Consider the following 18995-nt stretch of genomic DNA (forward strand, 5'->3'; position numbering starts at 1 on the left):
AAAATATCCAGATGTAAGCCTAATTGATGAAGTGATTAATTTGTCTGTTGCTTGCTAAGCCGTCGTTTTAATACTCCCCAATTTTAAACATGCGCTTATAAAACTATTCAACTTCAATACAATCTACTTATACTGTTAACAGAACAATCAATTAAAGAGATTTTGATAATGAGCCTAGAAACTAACGTGACGCCCAAGACTATTTACCTAAAAGACTATACACCAGCCCCCTATAAAGTAGCGCATGTAAACCTCTCATTTGAATTACTTGAAGACAAGACAATCGTGCAATCAGAGGTGCAATACATTAAAAACCCTGATTGTGAGTCAACAGTTCTCATCTTAAATGGGCAAGATCAAACGATTCTCTCTGTTGAGATTGATAACATTCCATTTCATCGCTACAAAGTTGCTGATAACAAAATGACAATTGCCGATGCGGGTGATCAGTTTACTTTGAGGATTCGTTCGGAAATTGATCCAGCTTCGAATACTGCGCTGGAGGGTTTGTATAAGTCTCAGGGAACCTATTGCACCCAATGTGAAGCTGAAGGTTTTCGCCGCATTACTTTCTTTCAAGACAGGCCTGACGTGCTAAGCACCTTTACCGTGCGCATTGAAGGAGATAAAAGTAAATATCCAGTACTGTTATCTAACGGTAATTTAATCGATTCAGGCGAGCTCGCGAACGGGCGCCACTTTACGGTTTGGAGTGATCCGTTTCCAAAACCTTGTTACCTTTTCGCTTTAGTTGCTGGTGACCTTATTCGCATTGAAGATTCGTTCAAGACCATGTCTGGACGTCGTGTTGATCTGCATATTTACGTTCGCACTGGTGATGAGAAACAGTGTGATCATGCAATGCAATCGCTTAAAAAATCCATGAAATGGGATGAGGAGAAATACGGCCGTGAGTATGAACTGGATTTGTTCAATATCGTAGCCGTGAGTGACTTCAATATGGGTGCGATGGAAAACACCTCGCTCAACATCTTTAATACAGCATTGGTACTTGCGCATCAGGAAACCGCGACTGACTCTGACTTTATGAGTGTTGAGGGTGTAGTTGCGCATGAGTATTTTCATAATTGGACAGGAAACCGCGTCACTTGCCGTGATTGGTTTCAGCTCTCACTCAAAGAAGGATTTACGGTATTCAGAGACCAAGAGTTCAGTGCAGACATGAACTCGCGTGCGGTGCAGCGTATTGATGATGTTAATTCCTTACGCCGTCTGCAATTTTCAGAGGATGCTAGCCCGTTAGCCCATTCTGTTCAGCCTGATCAATTTATTGAAATTAGCAATTTTTACACTAAAACAGTGTATGAAAAAGGGGCGGAAATTATCCGCATGCAGCATACGTTGCTGGGAGAAGAAAAATTCCGCAAAGCGACTGACCTTTATTTTGAACGCTATGATGGACACGCTGTTACCTGTGATGACTTTGTGCAGTGCATGGCAGACGCTTCTGGACGCGATATGTCTCAGTTCTTTTTATGGTACAAGCAAGCAGGCACGCCGACTTTAAATATTACTAGCCAATACAATGCCGCACAGCAGACATTCACACTCACATTGAAACAATCTCAGCCTGATACATCAGGACAGACCGATAAAAAGCCATTGCATATCCCTGTTGCGGTTGGGTTGTTGAGCCAAGAGGGGGCTGAAACGCAAGCAACAAAAATTCTTGAATTGACCGAACGTGAGCAAAGCTTCACTTTCAATCATGTAAAAACGCGCCCTGTTCCGTCTATTTTGCGTGGCTTTTCTGCGCCTGTGAAATTAATCACAGATTTAAGTGATGATGATCTTCGTCTATTGCAGTTAAAAGATTCGGATGGCTTCAATAAGTGGGAAGCAGGCCAAACGCTAGCGCTCCGCACCATTGAGCGTGTAATGGAAAACAGTGAAGCGAATATCTCACAATATGTAGATGATTTTGGCATGATGATTGACCAAGGTGTTAGCGGAAAGGGCGATAAAGCATTGCTCGCGCGTGCGCTGACATTACCTGCTATCGCATTCATTTCACAAACGCAGGAGGTGATTGACCCCGCAGCCATCGATCAAGCGCGCACGCATATACTTAAAGCAATTAAACGGGCACACAAAGATGCACTCGTGCGTTTGTACGAACAGAATAGAAACACAGGTGAGTTTGCGATATCACCAGAGGCAATGGGGCGCAGAGCGTTGCAAAATACCGTGCTTGAATTGTTGACCGTAAGCAATGGTACTGGATGTGCTGCGCGCGCCAAGGCACATTATGAACATGCAGATAATATGACAGATATTGTCGCGGCGCTATCTTGCCTTTCCGACAGCACGCAGCCAGAACGGGATGAGGTGTTTGCAGATTTTTACCGTCGATTTAATGGCTACCCGTTAGTTGTGGATAAATGGTTTTCACTACAGGCGATTGCGAACAGAAGTGAAATATTCGATGACTTTGCCAAGCTACGCCACCATCAAGACTTTAATATTAAAAATCCAAATCGCGTACGCTCGCTTTACTCGGCATTCGCCATCAATAATCCTGTGAAGTTTCATGATCCAAGCGGTCAAGGTTATGGGCTGTTGAGAGATGTGATTATCGAGCTAAATGAAATTAACCCACAAATTGCTGCGCGTCAGGTAGTGCCTCTGCGTGAATGGAGGCGTTACACCCCCACATTACAGTCGCATATGAAAGAGGCGCTGCAGTCGATTATCGATACCCCGAATCTTTCTAACGATGTATTTGAGGTGGTGAGCAAAAGCTTGAAGGGATGATTTTACTAATGTCCTTGTGCCTAATATCGTATCTATCAATACGATATTACGACGGGTATTGAAGATAATAAGTTTTTACATCCATATCCTAGCAACTCCATATCCGTGCGATTCATCATGTAGTGCATTTGTAGTGAGGTGTTGGGCTCATCTAGAGCTGGTGTTAAGCATGTAAATAAAAAGCCTTAGTGGTTACACTAAGGCTTTTTGTATGACTTAACTAACAAACTCAATGACTTACATCTTTTGTCATCTAGTTAAGGTTGATTTTCACATTAAGCAAAGTTTGCTGATGCGAAATCCCAGTTAGCTAAAGATGCTAAGAATACCTCTACAAATTTAGCACGTGCATTACGGTAGTCGATATAGTAGGCGTGTTCCCATACGTCAATCGTTAGTAATGCTTTATCGCCAGTTGTTAGTGGTGTACCTGCAGCACCCATGTTAACGATATCTACAGAGCCGTCAGCTTTTTTAACAAGCCATGTCCAGCCAGAGCCGAAGTTGCCAACAGCAGACGCTTGGAATGCTTTTTTGAACTCGTCGAATGAGCCCCATTTCGCATTGATAGCATCACCTAATGCGCCAGAAGGAGCACCACCGCCGTTTGGTTTCATGCCATTCCAGAAGAAGGTATGGTTCCAGATTTGAGCTGAGTTGTTATAAATGCCACCAGAAGATTTCTTAATGATTTCTTCTAGGCTTGAGTTTTCAAACTCGGTACCTTTAATCAGGTTGTTTAAGTTAGTCACGTAAGTTTGGTGATGTTTGCCATAGTGAAACTCGATGGTTTCTTCTGAAATGTGCGGTGCAAGTGCATTTTTCGCGTATGGTAAAGCTGGTAATTGATGTTCCATGATAGTCCTTTGTTCGTGAAAAAGTCTAAACCGTTATTTTGCCATAATAACACTGTAAATTAGTAGGGTATTATTGAATTTGGCTATTTTTTCTTGGCTCTAGGGTGAGCGCTGTCGTAAATTTTAGCGAGATGCTGAAAGTCTAAGTGAGTATATACCTGCGTTGTGCTGATGTTGGCATGTCCTAGCATTTCTTGCACTGCGCGCAAATCTTGGCTTGATTGTAAAACATGGCTGGCGAAGCTATGGCGGAGGAGATGCGGGTGCATATTAGAGTTAACACCTTGTTTAATCGCCCATGACTTGACTCTGTACTGTACCGCGCGCGGTGTTATTCTGCGACCCTGTTGGGTGATAAATACCGCTTGCGCATCCTCTCCATCAATCGCAATCAATGCACGTGATTGTAGCCACTTCTGCATGGATGCTGCCGCATGGCTCCCTAATGGAATGATGCGTGTTTTATTACCTTTACCGGTAACCTCTATCGTCCCCTCGCTAAAGTCTAAGCTGTTGATGTTGAGGTTAACTAGTTCGGCAAGGCGTAATCCTGACGAGTAAAACAATTCCAGAATAGCGTGATCTCGAATATCTAAAACACTGTCGCCTTGAATGTCGACAAATTTAACAGCTTGGTCTACAGATAGCGCTTGCGGTAAAGTTTTGGCGGCTTTGGGTGCGCGCAGCCCAACAACTGGGTTTTGTGTATGTCCGTGGTGATGGATTAAATAGTCATAAAACCCCCTCCAAGCAGAGAGTGCGCGAGCAATACTTTTGCTACTTAAGTCTCGTGCATGCATCTTACCAATGAAGCGCCTGATTTGCGTATGATCTAGTTCGTTAAGGCTGGCGCCCTCAGCGAGAGACTCTAAAAGCAGAATGTCTCGTGTGTAATTTTTACAGGTGAGCTGACTAAGGCCGCGTTCGAAAGTGAGATGCTGAATATATTGGTCTAGATGAAGCACAGATTAATGAAGATAAGGCTTATAGGTTTAATGCAAATAAGTGGTTAAGCAAGCTAGCGGCGACAAGCTCACCAATGTGCTCTAAATAGAGGGTCCCCATGCCAGTTTTGAAGCGGTCTTTGTCTTCTGCACCCAAGATGAGTATGCCAAACGGGCGTTGATCTGCTGCCTTTGTGCCTAGTGGAATAATCGCAAAAGACTGCAATTTACTGTCAAGTAAGTCACCAAGAATTTCAGGTTTAGTGCCACAGTATGGCTGGGATAAGGACATGACCCATTCGTTAAATGCTTCGCTTACATGGGTGAATGTAGGGTCTTGCACAATTGCACTGTTACTTGGTTTAACCCAAATGCGTATCAGTGAGTCTGTGACGGCGAAATCAAGTTTTAAGGTTTCTGCTATCAGTTGTTGTAGTGCTGTATAGCTTTGTTGATTGAGTAATTTGACACTCAATTGGTGAACTTTTGCACTGGTAGCATCATTCTCTTCTGCATGCACAATCATTTGCGCCATCATCGCTTCAATGACACGAATTTTGTCACGCTGAGCTAGTTGCTGACGCTCAGTCAGTGATATGACGCCATTACCATGTGGGTTTGGCAGCGTAATCTCCGTGAGTAATGTGGCATTTTTCTCGAAAAAGTTTGGATGATTACGTAGGTAATCTTTTACTTGCTCTGCAGAAACCACCTCATGTTGATTGTTTGTCATCATCGAACCTTATTTAAATATTATTTATTATATCGTGTCTAAATCTACTTCACCTGTAAATACGGTGATTGCAGGGCCTGTCATCATGACAGGCGCATCGGCACCTTGCCATGCTATGCTTAATTCTCCACCGCGGGCAGATACCTTAACAGGGGAGCTTAATTCGCCTAACTGTATACCAGCGACCGCCGCGGCACAGGCGCCCGTGCCACAGGCAAGTGTTTCACCAGAGCCGCGCTCAAAAACCCTCAGTTTAATATGGTGCTCATCAACAATTTGCATAAAACCAACATTCACACGTTCAGGGAAGCGCGGGTGGTGTTCAATCGTGCTACCTAAAGGCAAAACGGGTGCTGCTTCTACATCATCAACAACCAGTACTGCATGCGGGTTGCCCATTGATATTGCAGAAATGTCTAGGCTCTGGTTGTTAACATCCAGTGAATAGCGTTTGGCTACAGACTCGGCAATAAACGGAATTGAGTCAGGTTTAAATCTTGGAGCACCCATGTTCACAGTGACCAAGCCATGCGCTTCTAATTTGGGGGTGATAATGCCACTGGCGGTTTCAACACTTATTTCAGATTTTGTGGTTAATCCTTGATCAACCACAAATCGGACAAAGCAGCGTGCTCCGTTGCCACATTGCGAGACTTCGCTACCGTCTGCATTAAAGATGCGATATTTAAAATCAGCGACCGTTGATGACTCAACCAATAATAGCTGATCAAAACCAATCCCGAATTGGCGGTGGGCGAGCTTGTTGATCGTGTCTGCAGAGAGTGAGATGGATTGAGTGATGCCATCAATCACCATGAAGTCATTGCCAGCGCCTTGCATTTTTGTAAATTTAATTATATTAGCCATGTAGATATTGTAATGAGAATATATATGTAGAGGTGAAAAAGTCACATTTTATATGTAAGCGCAATCAGCTTTTAACTAGAATCTTTGCATTTTTTAATTGATCAACTTAATTGCTGAACTTGTCGTTCTTTATTTTTGACTTTCATCGCTTATATGAATGAACCAATTCTACTATCAGCTATCACAGTGAGTTGGTAATGTATTGATAATAAGTAATTTTTTTCATATAAATATTAATTCAGGTACAATTCACCTCCCTCAATACTTGCTTCAGCCTTTAGTAAGTATTTTATAAACTTTTTTCTTTTCAAGGCAGATAAATGAACGAATATCTTTTTACTTCAGAGTCAGTATCTGAAGGACATCCTGACAAATTAGCAGACCAAGTATCAGACAGTATTTTGGATGCGATTCTGGCACAAGACCCAACCGCGCGCGTAGCTGCTGAAACTTTAGCCAATACCGGTTTGGTTGTGCTGGCGGGTGAAATTACCACAACAGCAAATGTTGATTATATTAAAGTGGCACGTGACACGATTAAACGCATTGGTTATGACAATACCGAGTATGGCATCGATTATAAAGGTTGTGCTGTATTGGTGGCTTATGACAAGCAGTCGCCAGACATTGCGCAGGGTGTAGACGGCGCGCAGGATGATCCGCTAGACCAAGGTGCTGGAGACCAAGGTTTAATGTTTGGTTATGCGGTAGATGAAACCCCGCAATTGATGCCTCTGCCAATCTGGTTAAGTCATCGTTTGATGGAACGCCAAGCGCAATTGCGTAAAGACGGTCGTTTGCCATGGTTGCGCCCAGACGCGAAGTCACAAGTGACTGTGCAGTATGTGGACGGCAAGCCATATAAAATTGATACCGTATTGGTTTCTACACAACACGCACCAGAGATGAGTTTGGAAGCTGTGCGTGAAGCGACGATTGAAGAAATCATCAAACCTATGTTACCTAAAGACTTAATAAAAGGTGACATCAAGTTTTTGGTCAACCCAACAGGTCGTTTCGTTGTAGGTGGCCCACAAGGGGATTGCGGACTCACTGGTCGCAAAATCATTGTAGATACATACGGTGGTGCAGCGCCTCACGGTGGTGGTGCTTTCTCAGGAAAAGACCCTTCTAAAGTAGACCGTAGCGCAGCTTATGCAGGACGCTATGTTGCTAAGAATATCGTGGCTGCTGGCTTGGCATCACGTTGCCTAGTGCAAGTAAGTTATGCAATCGGGGTAGCCAAACCAACTAGCGTGATGGTGGAGACTTACGGTACAGGTAAAGTATCTAACGAAGTGCTGACTCAATTAGTGTTAGAACATTTTGACTTACGACCAAAAGGTATCGTGCAAATGCTAGATTTGTTACGCCCTATTTATACGAAGACAGCTGCTTACGGACACTTTGGTCGTGATGAACCTGAATTCACATGGGAGCACACCAATAAAGCTGCTGCGTTACGCGCAGCCGCTGGTCTTTAGTCTTCTGTTTTTCTGCTAAAGCCATTGAACAAAAGCCCCGCCTTGCTTGCTACAAGGCGGTTTTTTTATTCAATAGCGGCTAGATTTAATTTAAAAAATAATCATGAAGTAATCGCGGCAATAGTTGAAAGTAATTCATCTATTCTAGTTATAATAGTGTTAATTAAATGATTGTCATCACATGTTAAAAGTCGTTTCTACAAAGCAGGTACGTTTAGGTATGTTTATTCATGAGCTGAAAGGCTCTTGGATAGATCATCCTTTCTGGAAGAAGGCTTTTAAACTAGAGGATTCGACAGATTTAAAGAAGTTACATGCTAGCGCAATTAAAGAGGTTGTGATTGACACTTCTAAAGGGCTAGATGTTCTGCAAGAGGTTGCATTAGATAAGCCTAATGAGCAGCAGTTGCCTATTTCTAAACCGATTGAAGAACCACAGGCTATTCATCAAACGGCACAGGTTAAGCGTGTGACGGCAGCTGAAGAGCGAGTGCGCGCTAAACAAGTCATTTCCGCTTCAAGAAAAGCGGTCACCTCCATGTTCAATGATGCCCGCATGGGTAAGGCCATCAAGGCTGAAGCTGCGATGCAATTCGTTGATGATATTGCTGACTCTGTATCTAGAAACGAAGGCGCGCTCATCAGTTTAGTTCGGCTGAAAACTAAAGATGACTACACTTACATGCACTCGGTAGCTGTTTGCGCATTAATGGTCGCTTTAGGCAAAGAGTTAGGCATGTCTGAGTCAGATGTTAAGCAGGCAGGATTAGCTGGGCTATTGCATGACATTGGTAAAGCCGCGGTCCCGATTGATGTCCTTAACAAGCCTGGCGCATTGACTGATGACGAGTTCTCTATGGTTAAGTTGCATCCAGAGCGCGGGCACGAGTTATTGATTCAAGCAAATATAACGGACCCTGTCACGCTAGATGTGTGTTTGCATCATCACGAGAAAGTAAACGGCACTGGATATCCACATCGTTTGCAAGGCGATGCGATTAGTTTGTTTGCCAGAATGGGTGCCGTCTGTGATGTATATGATGCAATTACATCAAACAGACCTTATAAAGAAGGCTGGGAACCAGGCGTGTCTCTGCAGCGCATGGCGCAATGGGCTGGGCATTTTGATGATGTCGTATTTAAAGCGTTCGTGAAAAGCGTAGGGATATATCCTATTGGCTCTATGGTGAAATTGAAGTCTGGGCGCTTAGCTGTTGTGATTGATCAGAGCCCCAAATCTTTATTAACACCGATCGTGAAAGTATTTTTTTCAACCAAGTCTAAAACAAGGTTGCCAGTAGAAGTCTTAGATTTATCTAAAGGTAGTGCGAATGATGCCATTGTAGGGCATGAGGATCCCGTATTTTGGGGAGTGCATGATGTTGATAAACTATGGGCCGAGTAACAGGCTGAATCCCGATATAAAACAGATGCTTGATGCAAATAAATTTGCAGAAAATCCGCATTTGCGCTAAAAACAATATCAAGTATAATAAGCTCTATTCTGAGGGGCGTTGCGAGACCTGTTAATCATACAGGCTCCCAGGCTCAGAAAACTGCAGTAAACGACGCTCACCAATATTAACCGTGCCGGGCACGGGATATGGGTGAGATAGATATCTTCCAATAAACACCCCTTCCCCCCGGTCACACATTCAAGGAAAACACATGAATACTGTGACTGATTTTAAAGATTACGTAATTGCGGACATCAATTTAGCGGCTTTTGGCCGTAAAGAAATTGCGATTGCCGAGACAGAAATGCCGGGCTTAATGGCAATTCGTGAAGAGTTTGCTAAAGCACAACCACTCAAAGGTGCTCGTATTACGGGTAGCTTACACATGACGATTCAAACAGCTGTGCTGATTGAAACCTTAAAAGACTTAGGTGCCGATGTGCGCTGGGCGTCTTGTAATATTTACTCTACTCAGGACCACGCAGCAGCAGCGATTGCTGCAGGCGGTACACCAGTGTTTGCAGTGAAAGGTGAAACACTGACAGAGTACTGGGATTACACACACCGTATTTTCGAATGGACTGATGGTGGCTACACCAACATGATTCTGGATGATGGTGGCGATGCAACTTTGCTGTTACATCTTGGTACCCGTGCAGAAAAAGACTTATCAGTGATTGCCAATCCAACTTCAGAAGAAGAAACCTGTTTGTTTGATGCAATTAAAGCGAAATTAAAAGTTGATCCAACATGGTACTCAACACGCTTAGCACAAATCAAAGGTGTTACCGAAGAAACCACGACAGGCGTACACCGTTTGTATCAAATGCATAAAGAAGGCAAGTTGGCTTTCCCTGCCATTAACGTGAACGACTCAGTGACTAAATCTAAATTTGATAACTTGTACGGCTGCCGCGAATCTTTAGTGGATGCAATCAAGCGGGCAACGGATGTAATGATTGCAGGTAAGATTGCTATCGTGGCTGGTTACGGCGATGTAGGTAAAGGTTCCGCACAAGCATTGCGCGCACTATCTGCTCAAGTTTGGGTCACTGAAATCGACCCAATTTGCGCCTTGCAAGCAGCGATGGAAGGCTATCGCGTGGTAACGATGGATTACGCAGCTGAACATGGCGATATTTTTGTGACAGCGACGGGTAACTACCATGTGATTACGCATGACCACATGGCTAAATTGAAAGACCAAGCAATTGTTTGCAACATTGGTCACTTTGATAATGAAATTGATGTTGCTTCACTTGAAAAATACACTTGGGATGAAATTAAGCCACAAGTTGACCATGTCATTTTCCCTGATGGCAAAAAAATCATTCTGTTGGCAAAAGGTCGTCTGGTTAATTTGGGTTGTGGTACCGGTCACCCAAGCTATGTCATGAGTTCTTCATTTGCTAATCAAACGATTGCGCAAATCGAATTGTTTACGCAAACAAGTAAATACCCAGTAGGTGTATATACTTTACCTAAACATCTGGATGAAAAAGTAGCTGTATTGCAATTGAAAAAATTGAATGCACAATTGTCAACACTTACTGATGAGCAAGCTGCTTATATTGGTGTGCAAAAACAAGGTCCATTTAAGCCTGACACTTATCGCTATTAATCAAAACTGCTTAGTAGTTTAAGCATACAAAAGGAGTTGCCACATGAAGTTGTTATTGGTTTGGATATTAAATGCGTTGGCCTTGTTAGCTGTCGCATATTTGTTGCCCAATATTCATGTGGCAAGTTTTTTGACTGCCTTGCTCGCGGCTTTCGTGATAGGGTTAGTCAATGTGTTGATTAGACCATTGCTTGTGATTTTAACCCTGCCGATTACCGTACTTACATTAGGTCTGTTTATTTTAGTGATCAATGGAGTCTTGTTCTATGCCGTAGGGCAATGGCTACAAGGTTTCCATGTTGACACCTTAATGGCTGGCATTCTGGGTGCAGTACTTTACAGTGTGCTTTCATGGCTACTAACTGCAACACTGATTGATGATAAATAATTACTAAAAAGAAATAGAAATGAAACCGATTGCTAAAAAGTTCGACCTTAGTTTTGAGTTTTTCCCACCTAAAACAACAGAAGGTATGGATAAGCTGCGCGAAGCACGTGCGAAGTTAGCCAAATTTAATCCAGAATTTTTTTCCGTTACATTTGGTGCGGGTGGATCTACCAGAGATAGAACCATGGATACCGTGCTGGAAATTCAGCGTGAAGGCTATCAAGCCGCACCGCATATCTCCTGCATTTCATCCAGTAAGTCAGAAATTCGCGAATTGCTACAAGCTTATCAAGCGCAAGGCATTAAGCGCCTAGTCACCTTAAGGGGCGACATACCATCGGGCGAAGTGAGTGCTGGCGATTTTAAATACGCTTCAGAGTTGGTTGCATTTATTCGTGAAGAAACAGGCAATCATTTTAGTATTGAAGTAGCTGCCTATCCAGAGTTTCATCCTGAAGCGCGTACGCCAGCGGCTGACTTGTTAAACTTGAAACGAAAAGTGGATGCAGGTGCTAACTCAGCGATTACTCAGTATTTTTATAATGCGGATGCATATTTCCGTTTTGTTGATCAATGTGACGCATTAGGCATCAATGTGCCTATCGTACCTGGCATAATGCCGATATATAACATTACACAGTTAGCGCGTTTCTCTAGTGTTTGCGGTGCTGAAATTCCACGCTGGTTGAAAATGCGTTTAGAAGAGTATGGAGATGATATGGTGTCTCTTCGTGCTTTTGGTATCGACGTTGTCAGCGAGTTGTGTGAAACATTGTTAGCTTGGGGTGTGCCAAGCTTGCACTTCTATACATTGAACCAATCAAATATCATTAGTAATATCATAGAGAATGTTCAAGACTAGAGCATCTTGGAAGACTAAAGCAGCTTCCTAGGTAGCTGAGTTTAGCTAAATATTGCGTTAAAGATTGCACTCATCTTGTCAGAGTCGACTGATGAGTGCTTAATCTTTGAGTATAAGTTGTCAGCTAAATGTATTCGCATTAATGTAATGTCGGCTTTTGTTCGTTGAGCAACACATCTTCAATAAATAAATACTCTTTTGTTTTATCTGGGCCAGATTTACTAGCGCCCCATGTCGTCATCAGCACAATCCAGCGCATTTCTTCAATGCCAATCGTCGCTTGCGGTAGATTCATGGCGAGTTCTAATACTAGTTCTCGTTGGGATGTATTCAGTATCTTTGCTTGTACTAGAAATAAAATAAAGCCAATACTTTCACCAGAAATCTTCTTCAGTTCTATTTCTGTGAACACTCGGCTATTGGCTGCATCTGCCATTTGAAATAACTCAGGCTTACCAGTCATGGACTCTAACTGATTAAACCAATCGCAAGCACCATTAATGTCTTCCTCGTCAAAGCCTGCAGCAAACAGCTCTCTTGTTAAGGTGTTGTTGTCCGGCCTAAATTGCGTGTCAATGTAGTTTTCGAACATGTAAACCAAGGCTTCAAACATAATTATTATCCTTTTTAAATGATTAACTTAAATGAAATGGTTTAACTGATATTTGGAATTAAAAACTACATAATCTTTTGATATTGTCCTCCTGATAGACTGGTCACTTTCCCTTCAAGTTCCAGTAACATTAGCATGGATGAAACTTCGGCGACCGTCAAGCCTGTTAGCGTCACTAAACGCTCCAAAGGTGCGGGGTCGAAGCCCATAGCGTCGAGCAACAGTCGTTCTGTAGGGCTTACAGAGGTGTTGTCGGTTTTCTGATGTTCGTGCGTATGACGTGCTGTTGCAGTTGAGGCAGTGGCGTCAACCCGAGATTGTATTTTCAACTCTTCAGTAATGTCTTGTAAGCAATCCACCAACTTGGCACCTTGTTTAATCAGTTGGTGGCATCCTTTAGACATCGGTGAGTGAATTGAGCCCGGAATCGCAAAGATCTCTCTGCCTTGCTCTGCTGCCATTCTTGCAGTGATTTGAGAGCCGCTTTGGATGTTTGCCTCTACCACCAGGCAGCCAAGACTTAGGCCACTGATAATGCGGTTTCTTTTCGGAAAGTTCTGCGGTTTAGATGGTGTGCCTAATGCAAATTCAGACACAATCAGACCATGCTCAACAATTTGGTGTGCGAGCTCACGGTGTTTTGCTGGATATACAATATCTAGCCCTGTGCCCACGACTGCAATTGTTGCGCCATTTGCTTTAAGTGCACCTCTGTGGGCTGCACCATCAATGCCTAAAGCTAACCCACTGACAATACAAAGGCCATGATGGCATAAGTCATAAGCAAATGCCTCTGCGTTTTTCTCGCCTTGTACAGATGCATTGCGGCTACCAACGATAGCGATACTTGGCTGATTCAGTAGCGCTAGATTTCCTTTGGCATATAAATAAGGCGGAGGGTCACTAATTTCGAGTAAAGATTGAGGATACTCACTGTCCGCAAGTGTGACGAGGTGATTGTTAGGAGATAGCAACCATTGTGCAAAGTCGTCGAAACTGTCTTGGTCAAAGCCCTTGTTAATCAGACTGGCAATGTTGGCAGAAACAACTTCTTTTAGTTGAGATAGGCTTGCGGAATAGACATTCACTGGACTCCCAAAAGCTTTGAGTAGGCTGCAGTAGGTTTGGGGGCCTATGCCAGAAATGCTACCCAGGCTTACCCATAGAGACTTTTCCGCAATCTCTTCGCGATTAATCGACATGCCTTACTATGGGTTATGTATAGAGTCTAAGGTGTTAATTGGCTCATTCGCTTGCATGACTAATCCGTAAGAGATTCGGTCAAATACGCGAAAAACCATCATCAAGCCTACACGTTCATCTGGAAGTTTAATGTAGCCAGGTTCGAGTGCTATTGGTGCACTTTCTTTTTTCTCTTTTTCAAAGTTGACAATAGTTTTGCCATCTTCTCCGCTTGAGACGTCAAAGTTAAGTTCTTTAAGTTTTGGTTTAGCATTTGCCTCGGCCTTAGATGCTTTTTCTTTATCAGCTTTTGTTGGCTCAGGGTCTTTAATGATTCTGCCATAACGGCTGATTGCCAATACGTGCCCGACTTCTACGCCATCTTGTGAGCCACGGTTAATCGATACGATGCTTTCTGGACCAGCCTCAGCTAAGCCACCATAAATTTTAAGTAAACGACCATTAATCTGAGTCTCAGGCGCGCGCGGCGTGAAGTTGGTAATCACTTCGTCGCCGCTTGGTACCAGTCTATCTTTGACGAAAATTTCTTCTTTAGCTTTCACGACTTCTGCCGTGGCTGGTTTTCCAAACTTTTTAACTCTTAGGTCGCCTAAGTAAGTTGCTTCAACGCCTAACACTTCTTTACTATCTGGGTCAATTAACGAGTCACCTGGGCGATAAATGAACCAGTTAAGGTCAGCGTCCTCTTCAATCTCATTAATGTAGACGCGCGTGCCTGTGCTTAACACAACACGATTGTCTGGTCCGGCAATGATTCTTGGCGATTCTGCAAGCTGGTCTTTTTCAATAATCAGTGGTTGACTTAGAAACGGTGTGATGACATTGAGCGGTATAGTGGAAATAGCTGCCTGATCGAGTGGTTCAACAACAACGCCGGGTTCTAATGTGATGGTTTGGCGTAACAGTTTGAGTTGCGGTTGCCCACTGCTTAAATCTAGTACGATGACATCGCCAGGATAAATTAAATGCGGATTTTTAATTTGGCTACGGTTTAATTGCCAAACTTTTGGCCATAACCATGGGTCTTTAAGAAAGCGGGCAGATATCCACCATAAGGTATCGCCTTTGACAACAACATGGCGGTCTGGATGACCTTCTTTTAGTGCAATTACTTGTGCATTTAGATTGAAGCTTAAGCAACAAAACATGAGCAGCGTTATAATATTGCGAAACATATGTTGATGACCTCGGTCAAAAGTGCTTTTAAAGACATGCGATAGTGTGCAAAACGCACTGGGCACACCGTGAATTTACGTTAAATTTATCACGTAATTCATTAAAGAATCAAGCTTTTATAGAAAAAGCTGGTGATTCGAGTTTTTTTGAATTTTTGAACACGAAATATTAAAGAGTTTTTTATGGCAATTTTAGATATCCTTAATTATCCTGATCCGCGTTTACATACGGTGGCTAAGCCGGTTAAAGAGGTGAATGCGACTGTGCGCCGATTAATCGATGACATGGCTGAAACGATGTATGCAGCGCCTGGTATAGGGTTGGCTGCAACACAGGTTAATCAGCATATCCAGTTGCTGTTAGTTGACACGAGTGAAACCAAAGACCAGTTACAAGTGTTTATTAACCCCAAAATACTGGAGCGAGATGGTGAGCAGGTTTATGAAGAGGGCTGCTTGTCGGTGCCTGGCATCTATGAGAGTGTTACCCGTGCGGAAAAAATCTTAGTAGAGGCTTTAGATAAAGATGGTAAGAAATTTACTTTAGAGGCGCATGGTTTGTTAAGCGTGTGTATTCAGCATGAGATGGACCATCTGCTTGGTAAAGTGTTTGTTGAGTACTTGTCTCCGCTGAAACGTAACAGAATTAAAAATAAAATGCTCAAGCAACATCGCGGCAAATAGATAAATCAAAGGTTAATGCATTGAAAATTATTTTTGCGGGAACTCCCGAATTTGCAGTGCCCGCCTTGGCTGCCTTAATTGCGGCAGGGCATGAGGTTGTGATGGTGTTAACACAGCCAGACCGTCCAGCTGGTCGTGGCATGAAGCTCAAGGCCAGTCCCGTTAAGGTGCTTGCAGAGCAGCATCAGTTGTTTGTGTTTCAGCCAGAAACATTAAAGGATGAGGCTGTTCAAGCGAGAATTGCGCAGACGAATGCGGATGTGATGATTGTCGCAGCCTATGGATTAATTATTCCAACGGTTGTGTTGCATATGCCAAAACATGGCTGTTATAACATTCATGCTTCATTGTTGCCGCGTTGGCGCGGTGCTGCACCAATACATCGATCTATATTGGCTGGCGACGCCCAGACTGGCGTGACGATCATGGAGGTTGTGCCTGCGTTAGACGCTGGGGCCATGGTGAGCAAAGGGGTTGTGCCGATTACTGAAAGTGATACAACACAGGGCTTGCATGATGCATTGGCTGCTATCGGAGCTAATTTGATGGTAGAGGCGATGCATGTATTAACCCAAACGGGGCATTTAGACAGTACGCCACAAGATGAGACTTTAGTGACCTATGCACATAAGTTAGAGAAAGCAGAGTCTGCAATTGACTGGCGAAAAAGTGCTGTTGAAATATCAAGACAAGTGCGTGCGTTTAATCCATTTCCTGTGGCACAAAGTGTTTTGCGTGGAGAAGTTTGCCGTATTTGGATGGCAACAGTTGCTCCTGAAGTCATCAGTGATGAGCGTTTACTTGATGCTGCGCCTGGCGAGGTGCTAGGCGTGCATGATGGGATTTTAGTTGCATGCGGCGAAGGTGTGTTGCGCGTTGCTGAGCTTCAGGCGCCTGGCGGTAAACGATTGAGTGCTCAAGCATTTATACAAGGGCATGCCTTAAAAGCTGGGGATCGATTTACCTCTAGTCTAGACGGTTGATTTTTGTAAAATTGTCACCAGTTTATGTAACAAGAGTACATAAATGAGGATGAAAACATGCTTGGAAATTGGTTAAAAACAGCGGTCTTAATGGCAGCTATCGTTGCCTTATTCGGTATGGTAGGTGCCGCCATAGGTGGCGCAGGCGGCATGATGGTTGCGTTGCTGCTTGCGGGTGCCATGAATATCTATGCTTACTGGTTCTCAGATAAGGCTGTATTGAAGATGTATGGGGCGCAAGAGGTGACTGCGGACAATCTGCAGTTCCGAAGTTACTATCAAATGGTGCGTCAGTTAGCAGAAAATGCGCAGTTGCCGATGCCTAAAGTCTATATCATCAACGAATCTCAACCCAATGCTTTTGCTACTGGACGTAATCCAGAAAATGCTGCTGTGGCTGCAACAGCCGGCATCATGCGTATTTTAAGCGAGAGAGAGTTGCGTGGCGTGATGGCACATGAGCTTGCGCATGTGAAGAACCGAGATACTTTAATTTCAACCATCTCAGCAACTGTCGCTGGTGCAATTGCTTCTATCGCCCAGTTCGGCATGTTATTAGGTGGAGGCCGCGATAACAATGGAGAGCGTAGTTTGAATCCAGTCGTAGGAATATTATTGATGCTACTAGCACCATTGGCCGCATCGTTGATTCAGATGGCTATTTCGCGCGCACGTGAGTTTGAGGCAGATAAAGCCGGTGCAGAGATTAGTGGCGACCCAAAAGCACTGGCTAGTGCATTAGAGAAAATTCATCATTATGCACATCAGGTGACAAACAAAACGGCAGAGGCTCACCCAGAAACTGCGCAGATGATGATTATTAATCCATTATCTGGTATCTCATTTGATCGTTTATTTAGTACGCATCCTAGCACTGAAGAGCGAGTGACAAGGCTGATGGGAATGGCAACGCACTAGTAACTAGTTTTATATTTTTCAGTTTTAAATAGGCGGAAGCTTTTGATATCGCCTCTAATTTTAAGTTCTACGGTGTTGTGCTGTTCTGCGGCTTGGTTTTTCATAAAAGGACTAAGTCTATCATCTCAAATAATGGCCCAACAGAATTGCAGATTTAGCTAGCGGGATAACCGTGAATAAAATAATTGAACCTCTTACAAGGTAGCGCCAAGTTATGCTGGGTGTGTTAGTGGAACAGCGCCATACGACAATTGCAGCTCCCAAAAAAATTACCAACACAGCCGAGTAGGCCAATGGTGTAAGAATTAGGTCAGCTACCTTGGTTGGTTCAATAACATGAGTGCGCCTAAGGATTGCTAGTATTTGATAAACAGTGAGAGATGCAACTGCTGGAAGCGCTATATAGAACACCCAAAAAGCTTTCCAAAGTTCAAGTTTTCCAGTTAGTGCTAAATCTAGGATTGTTTCTTTTGAGCACTGCTCTTCAGTAGGGTTAGTCTTAGTCAGTTGGCGATATAAAAGCATAGTGGTAACGCCAAAGATGGCGGACCACGTTGCTACGAACCAAAGTCCCCAAGAGGCTATCAACCATCCAGTTTCTTTTTGAGTGGTTACTGATTCCGCTAAGAGTAAGGAAATCTTCTTAAGTACAACGAAGTCCTGAATGTTGTTGATATCATTCGTGAGATTCGGCAAAGATGTGGGTAACGCTGAAATATAAACAATTTTGAAGATAAGCAGAGATGCAATTGCTGAAACGAAAGCCCAAGCTGACAACGCTATGAGTATTTGAGATGCTCGTTTGGTAGGTGGCAAGTTCAAAGTGGATTGTAGTAGGCTGGACTAGGTGACGCCATAAGTGGTTTAGAATATATCAAGCATAAATTGAATTGTGTGAGGGCGCAAGCCTCGGAATGGTATGGATATGCGCCTCACTTGAGAGTGCGCGAAACGCACTCTCAACGATAGTCTTAGTGCTTATCTTTACCTTTTCCGTGACCATTGCCACGTTTGTGGTCATGATTGTCTCTACCGTGGTCATCATAGTCTCCACGATGATTGTCACTATGACGTTCGCGATAACGCGGTGCGAAGTCGTCGCGATACCAGCCGTCTTGAACGAAGTAAACTTGGCGACCGCAGGCGTTGTATCGGTTGCAGTAACGCTTCCAGTTTTTATAATGGCCTGGTGGAACCCTTAGATACATAGGCTCATAGACTTCTACGTGGCGATGCACAATGATAGGTTCTCTGTAGATTACCCGCGGTTGTGGATATGGATAGTCGCCAATATCAATCTGTCCATAAAATCCTGGTTGTCCTACACTAATTGATACCCCTACGTCAGCTGCAAAGACTGTGCTTGTCGAGGCAAGCATCAATCCAGCAATAAGGATGCGCTTTAAAATGTTAGTTCTGTTCATGAATAAC

Annotated in this window: 18 protein-coding genes and 1 riboswitch; of the genes, 9 read left to right on the forward strand and 9 right to left on the reverse strand. The window is 43.5% G+C overall.

The window, feature by feature from the left end; genetic code table 11:
- The first annotated feature begins 168 nt into the window (after positions 1–168).
- Positions 169–2775: an aminopeptidase N gene (gene pepN / locus A391_RS0101850; RefSeq protein ID WP_019896931.1), complete on the forward strand. Its 2607-nt coding sequence runs from the start codon at positions 169–171 to the stop codon at positions 2773–2775.
- Positions 2776–3050: 275 nt separating this feature from the next.
- On the opposite strand, the gene A391_RS0101855 is transcribed toward pepN, so the two are convergent.
- The 4 genes from A391_RS0101855 to dapF all read right to left on the reverse strand — a co-directional run bounded on the left by A391_RS0101855 (position 3051) and on the right by dapF (position 6176).
- The gene (locus A391_RS0101855; protein ID WP_019896932.1) at positions 3051–3632 is read right to left on the reverse strand and encodes a superoxide dismutase; all 582 of its coding nucleotides are present in this window, start codon (positions 3630–3632) and stop codon (positions 3051–3053) included.
- An 83-nt stretch (positions 3633–3715) separates the two neighbouring features.
- Entirely contained in the window at positions 3716–4597 is an 882-nt protein-coding gene (xerC, locus tag A391_RS0101860) for a tyrosine recombinase XerC (protein WP_019896933.1), read from the reverse strand.
- Positions 4598–4616: 19 nt separating this feature from the next.
- Entirely contained in the window at positions 4617–5312 is a 696-nt protein-coding gene (locus A391_RS0101865; protein ID WP_232416125.1) for a DUF484 family protein, read from the reverse strand.
- 24 nt (positions 5313–5336) lie between these two features.
- Positions 5337–6176, reverse strand: coding sequence for a diaminopimelate epimerase (gene dapF, locus A391_RS0101870; protein WP_019896935.1), 840 nt, complete (start codon positions 6174–6176; stop codon positions 5337–5339).
- 320 nt (positions 6177–6496) lie between these two features.
- Between dapF and metK the strand changes: the two genes are divergently transcribed.
- The 5 genes from metK to metF all read left to right on the forward strand — a co-directional run bounded on the left by metK (position 6497) and on the right by metF (position 11988).
- Positions 6497–7660: a methionine adenosyltransferase gene (metK, locus tag A391_RS0101875; RefSeq protein WP_019896936.1), complete on the forward strand. Its 1164-nt coding sequence runs from the start codon at positions 6497–6499 to the stop codon at positions 7658–7660.
- A 181-nt stretch (positions 7661–7841) separates the two neighbouring features.
- Positions 7842–9065, forward strand: coding sequence for an HD-GYP domain-containing protein (locus tag A391_RS0101880; RefSeq protein ID WP_019896937.1), 1224 nt, complete (start codon positions 7842–7844; stop codon positions 9063–9065).
- 95 nt (positions 9066–9160) lie between these two features.
- Positions 9161–9241: riboswitch (S-adenosyl-L-homocysteine riboswitch) on the forward strand.
- 87 nt (positions 9242–9328) lie between these two features.
- The gene (gene ahcY / locus A391_RS0101885) at positions 9329–10738 is read left to right on the forward strand and encodes an adenosylhomocysteinase (RefSeq protein ID WP_019896938.1); all 1410 of its coding nucleotides are present in this window, start codon (positions 9329–9331) and stop codon (positions 10736–10738) included.
- 43 nt (positions 10739–10781) lie between these two features.
- Positions 10782–11126, forward strand: a complete 345-nt coding sequence (locus A391_RS0101890) for a phage holin family protein (protein WP_019896939.1) — start codon at positions 10782–10784, stop codon at positions 11124–11126.
- A gap of 19 nt (positions 11127–11145) precedes the next feature.
- Complete coding sequence (gene metF / locus A391_RS0101895; protein WP_019896940.1) at positions 11146–11988, forward strand: methylenetetrahydrofolate reductase [NAD(P)H]; 843 nt, start codon at positions 11146–11148, stop codon at positions 11986–11988.
- 139 nt (positions 11989–12127) lie between these two features.
- On the opposite strand, the gene A391_RS0101900 is transcribed toward metF, so the two are convergent.
- The 3 genes from A391_RS0101900 to A391_RS0101910 form a co-directional block, all read right to left on the reverse strand.
- Complete coding sequence (locus A391_RS0101900; RefSeq protein ID WP_019896941.1) at positions 12128–12601, reverse strand: DUF494 domain-containing protein; 474 nt, start codon at positions 12599–12601, stop codon at positions 12128–12130.
- A 65-nt stretch (positions 12602–12666) separates the two neighbouring features.
- Positions 12667–13803 carry a DNA-processing protein DprA gene (dprA, locus tag A391_RS0101905; protein ID WP_019896942.1) on the reverse strand — a complete coding sequence of 379 codons (1137 nt, stop codon included), beginning with the start codon at positions 13801–13803 and terminating at the stop codon, positions 12667–12669.
- A gap of 6 nt (positions 13804–13809) precedes the next feature.
- A complete protein-coding gene (locus A391_RS0101910; RefSeq protein ID WP_019896943.1) occupies positions 13810–14979 on the reverse strand; it encodes a LysM peptidoglycan-binding domain-containing protein in 1170 nt (389 codons plus the stop codon).
- Between the two features lie 183 nt (positions 14980–15162).
- Here A391_RS0101910 and def point away from each other — a divergent pair, with 183 nt between their 5' ends.
- The 3 genes from def to htpX are packed head-to-tail and all read left to right on the forward strand — an operon-like array spanning position 15163 to position 17564.
- The gene (gene def, locus A391_RS0101915; protein ID WP_019896944.1) at positions 15163–15663 is read left to right on the forward strand and encodes a peptide deformylase; all 501 of its coding nucleotides are present in this window, start codon (positions 15163–15165) and stop codon (positions 15661–15663) included.
- Between the two features lie 20 nt (positions 15664–15683).
- A complete protein-coding gene (gene fmt / locus A391_RS0101920) occupies positions 15684–16646 on the forward strand; it encodes a methionyl-tRNA formyltransferase (RefSeq protein ID WP_019896945.1) in 963 nt (320 codons plus the stop codon).
- 57 nt (positions 16647–16703) lie between these two features.
- Complete coding sequence (htpX, locus tag A391_RS0101925; RefSeq protein ID WP_019896946.1) at positions 16704–17564, forward strand: zinc metalloprotease HtpX; 861 nt, start codon at positions 16704–16706, stop codon at positions 17562–17564.
- Positions 17565–17684: 120 nt separating this feature from the next.
- Here htpX and A391_RS0101935 read toward each other — a convergent pair whose 3' ends face one another.
- Positions 17685–18380: a hypothetical protein gene (locus A391_RS0101935; RefSeq protein WP_019896948.1), complete on the reverse strand. Its 696-nt coding sequence runs from the start codon at positions 18378–18380 to the stop codon at positions 17685–17687.
- 155 nt (positions 18381–18535) lie between these two features.
- Positions 18536–18988: a hypothetical protein gene (locus A391_RS0101940; RefSeq protein ID WP_019896949.1), complete on the reverse strand. Its 453-nt coding sequence runs from the start codon at positions 18986–18988 to the stop codon at positions 18536–18538.
- Between the last annotated feature and the right edge of the window lie 7 nt (positions 18989–18995).

Origin of the sequence: Methylotenera mobilis 13, from assembly GCF_000384255.1 — a bacterium.
GTDB classification, from domain to species: Bacteria; Pseudomonadota; Gammaproteobacteria; order Burkholderiales; family Methylophilaceae; genus Methylotenera; species Methylotenera mobilis_B.

Coding starts and splice junctions, on each gene's coding strand:
- pepN (WP_019896931.1), top strand. CDS start 169: ATGAGCCTAGAAACTAACGTGACGCCCAAGACTATTTACCTAAAAGAC.
- A391_RS0101855 (WP_019896932.1), bottom strand. CDS start 3,632: ATGGAACATCAATTACCAGCTTTACCATACGCGAAAAATGCACTTGCA.
- A391_RS0101865 (WP_232416125.1), bottom strand. CDS start 5,312: ATGATGACAAACAATCAACATGAGGTGGTTTCTGCAGAGCAAGTAAAA.
- dapF (WP_019896935.1), bottom strand. CDS start 6,176: ATGGCTAATATAATTAAATTTACAAAAATGCAAGGCGCTGGCAATGAC.
- metK (WP_019896936.1), top strand. CDS start 6,497: ATGAACGAATATCTTTTTACTTCAGAGTCAGTATCTGAAGGACATCCT.
- A391_RS0101880 (WP_019896937.1), top strand. CDS start 7,842: ATGTTAAAAGTCGTTTCTACAAAGCAGGTACGTTTAGGTATGTTTATT.
- ahcY (WP_019896938.1), top strand. CDS start 9,329: ATGAATACTGTGACTGATTTTAAAGATTACGTAATTGCGGACATCAAT.
- A391_RS0101890 (WP_019896939.1), top strand. CDS start 10,782: ATGAAGTTGTTATTGGTTTGGATATTAAATGCGTTGGCCTTGTTAGCT.
- metF (WP_019896940.1), top strand. CDS start 11,146: ATGAAACCGATTGCTAAAAAGTTCGACCTTAGTTTTGAGTTTTTCCCA.
- A391_RS0101900 (WP_019896941.1), bottom strand. CDS start 12,601: ATGTTTGAAGCCTTGGTTTACATGTTCGAAAACTACATTGACACGCAA.
- dprA (WP_019896942.1), bottom strand. CDS start 13,803: ATGTCGATTAATCGCGAAGAGATTGCGGAAAAGTCTCTATGGGTAAGC.
- A391_RS0101910 (WP_019896943.1), bottom strand. CDS start 14,979: ATGTTTCGCAATATTATAACGCTGCTCATGTTTTGTTGCTTAAGCTTC.
- def (WP_019896944.1), top strand. CDS start 15,163: ATGGCAATTTTAGATATCCTTAATTATCCTGATCCGCGTTTACATACG.
- htpX (WP_019896946.1), top strand. CDS start 16,704: ATGCTTGGAAATTGGTTAAAAACAGCGGTCTTAATGGCAGCTATCGTT.
- A391_RS0101940 (WP_019896949.1), bottom strand. CDS start 18,988: ATGAACAGAACTAACATTTTAAAGCGCATCCTTATTGCTGGATTGATG.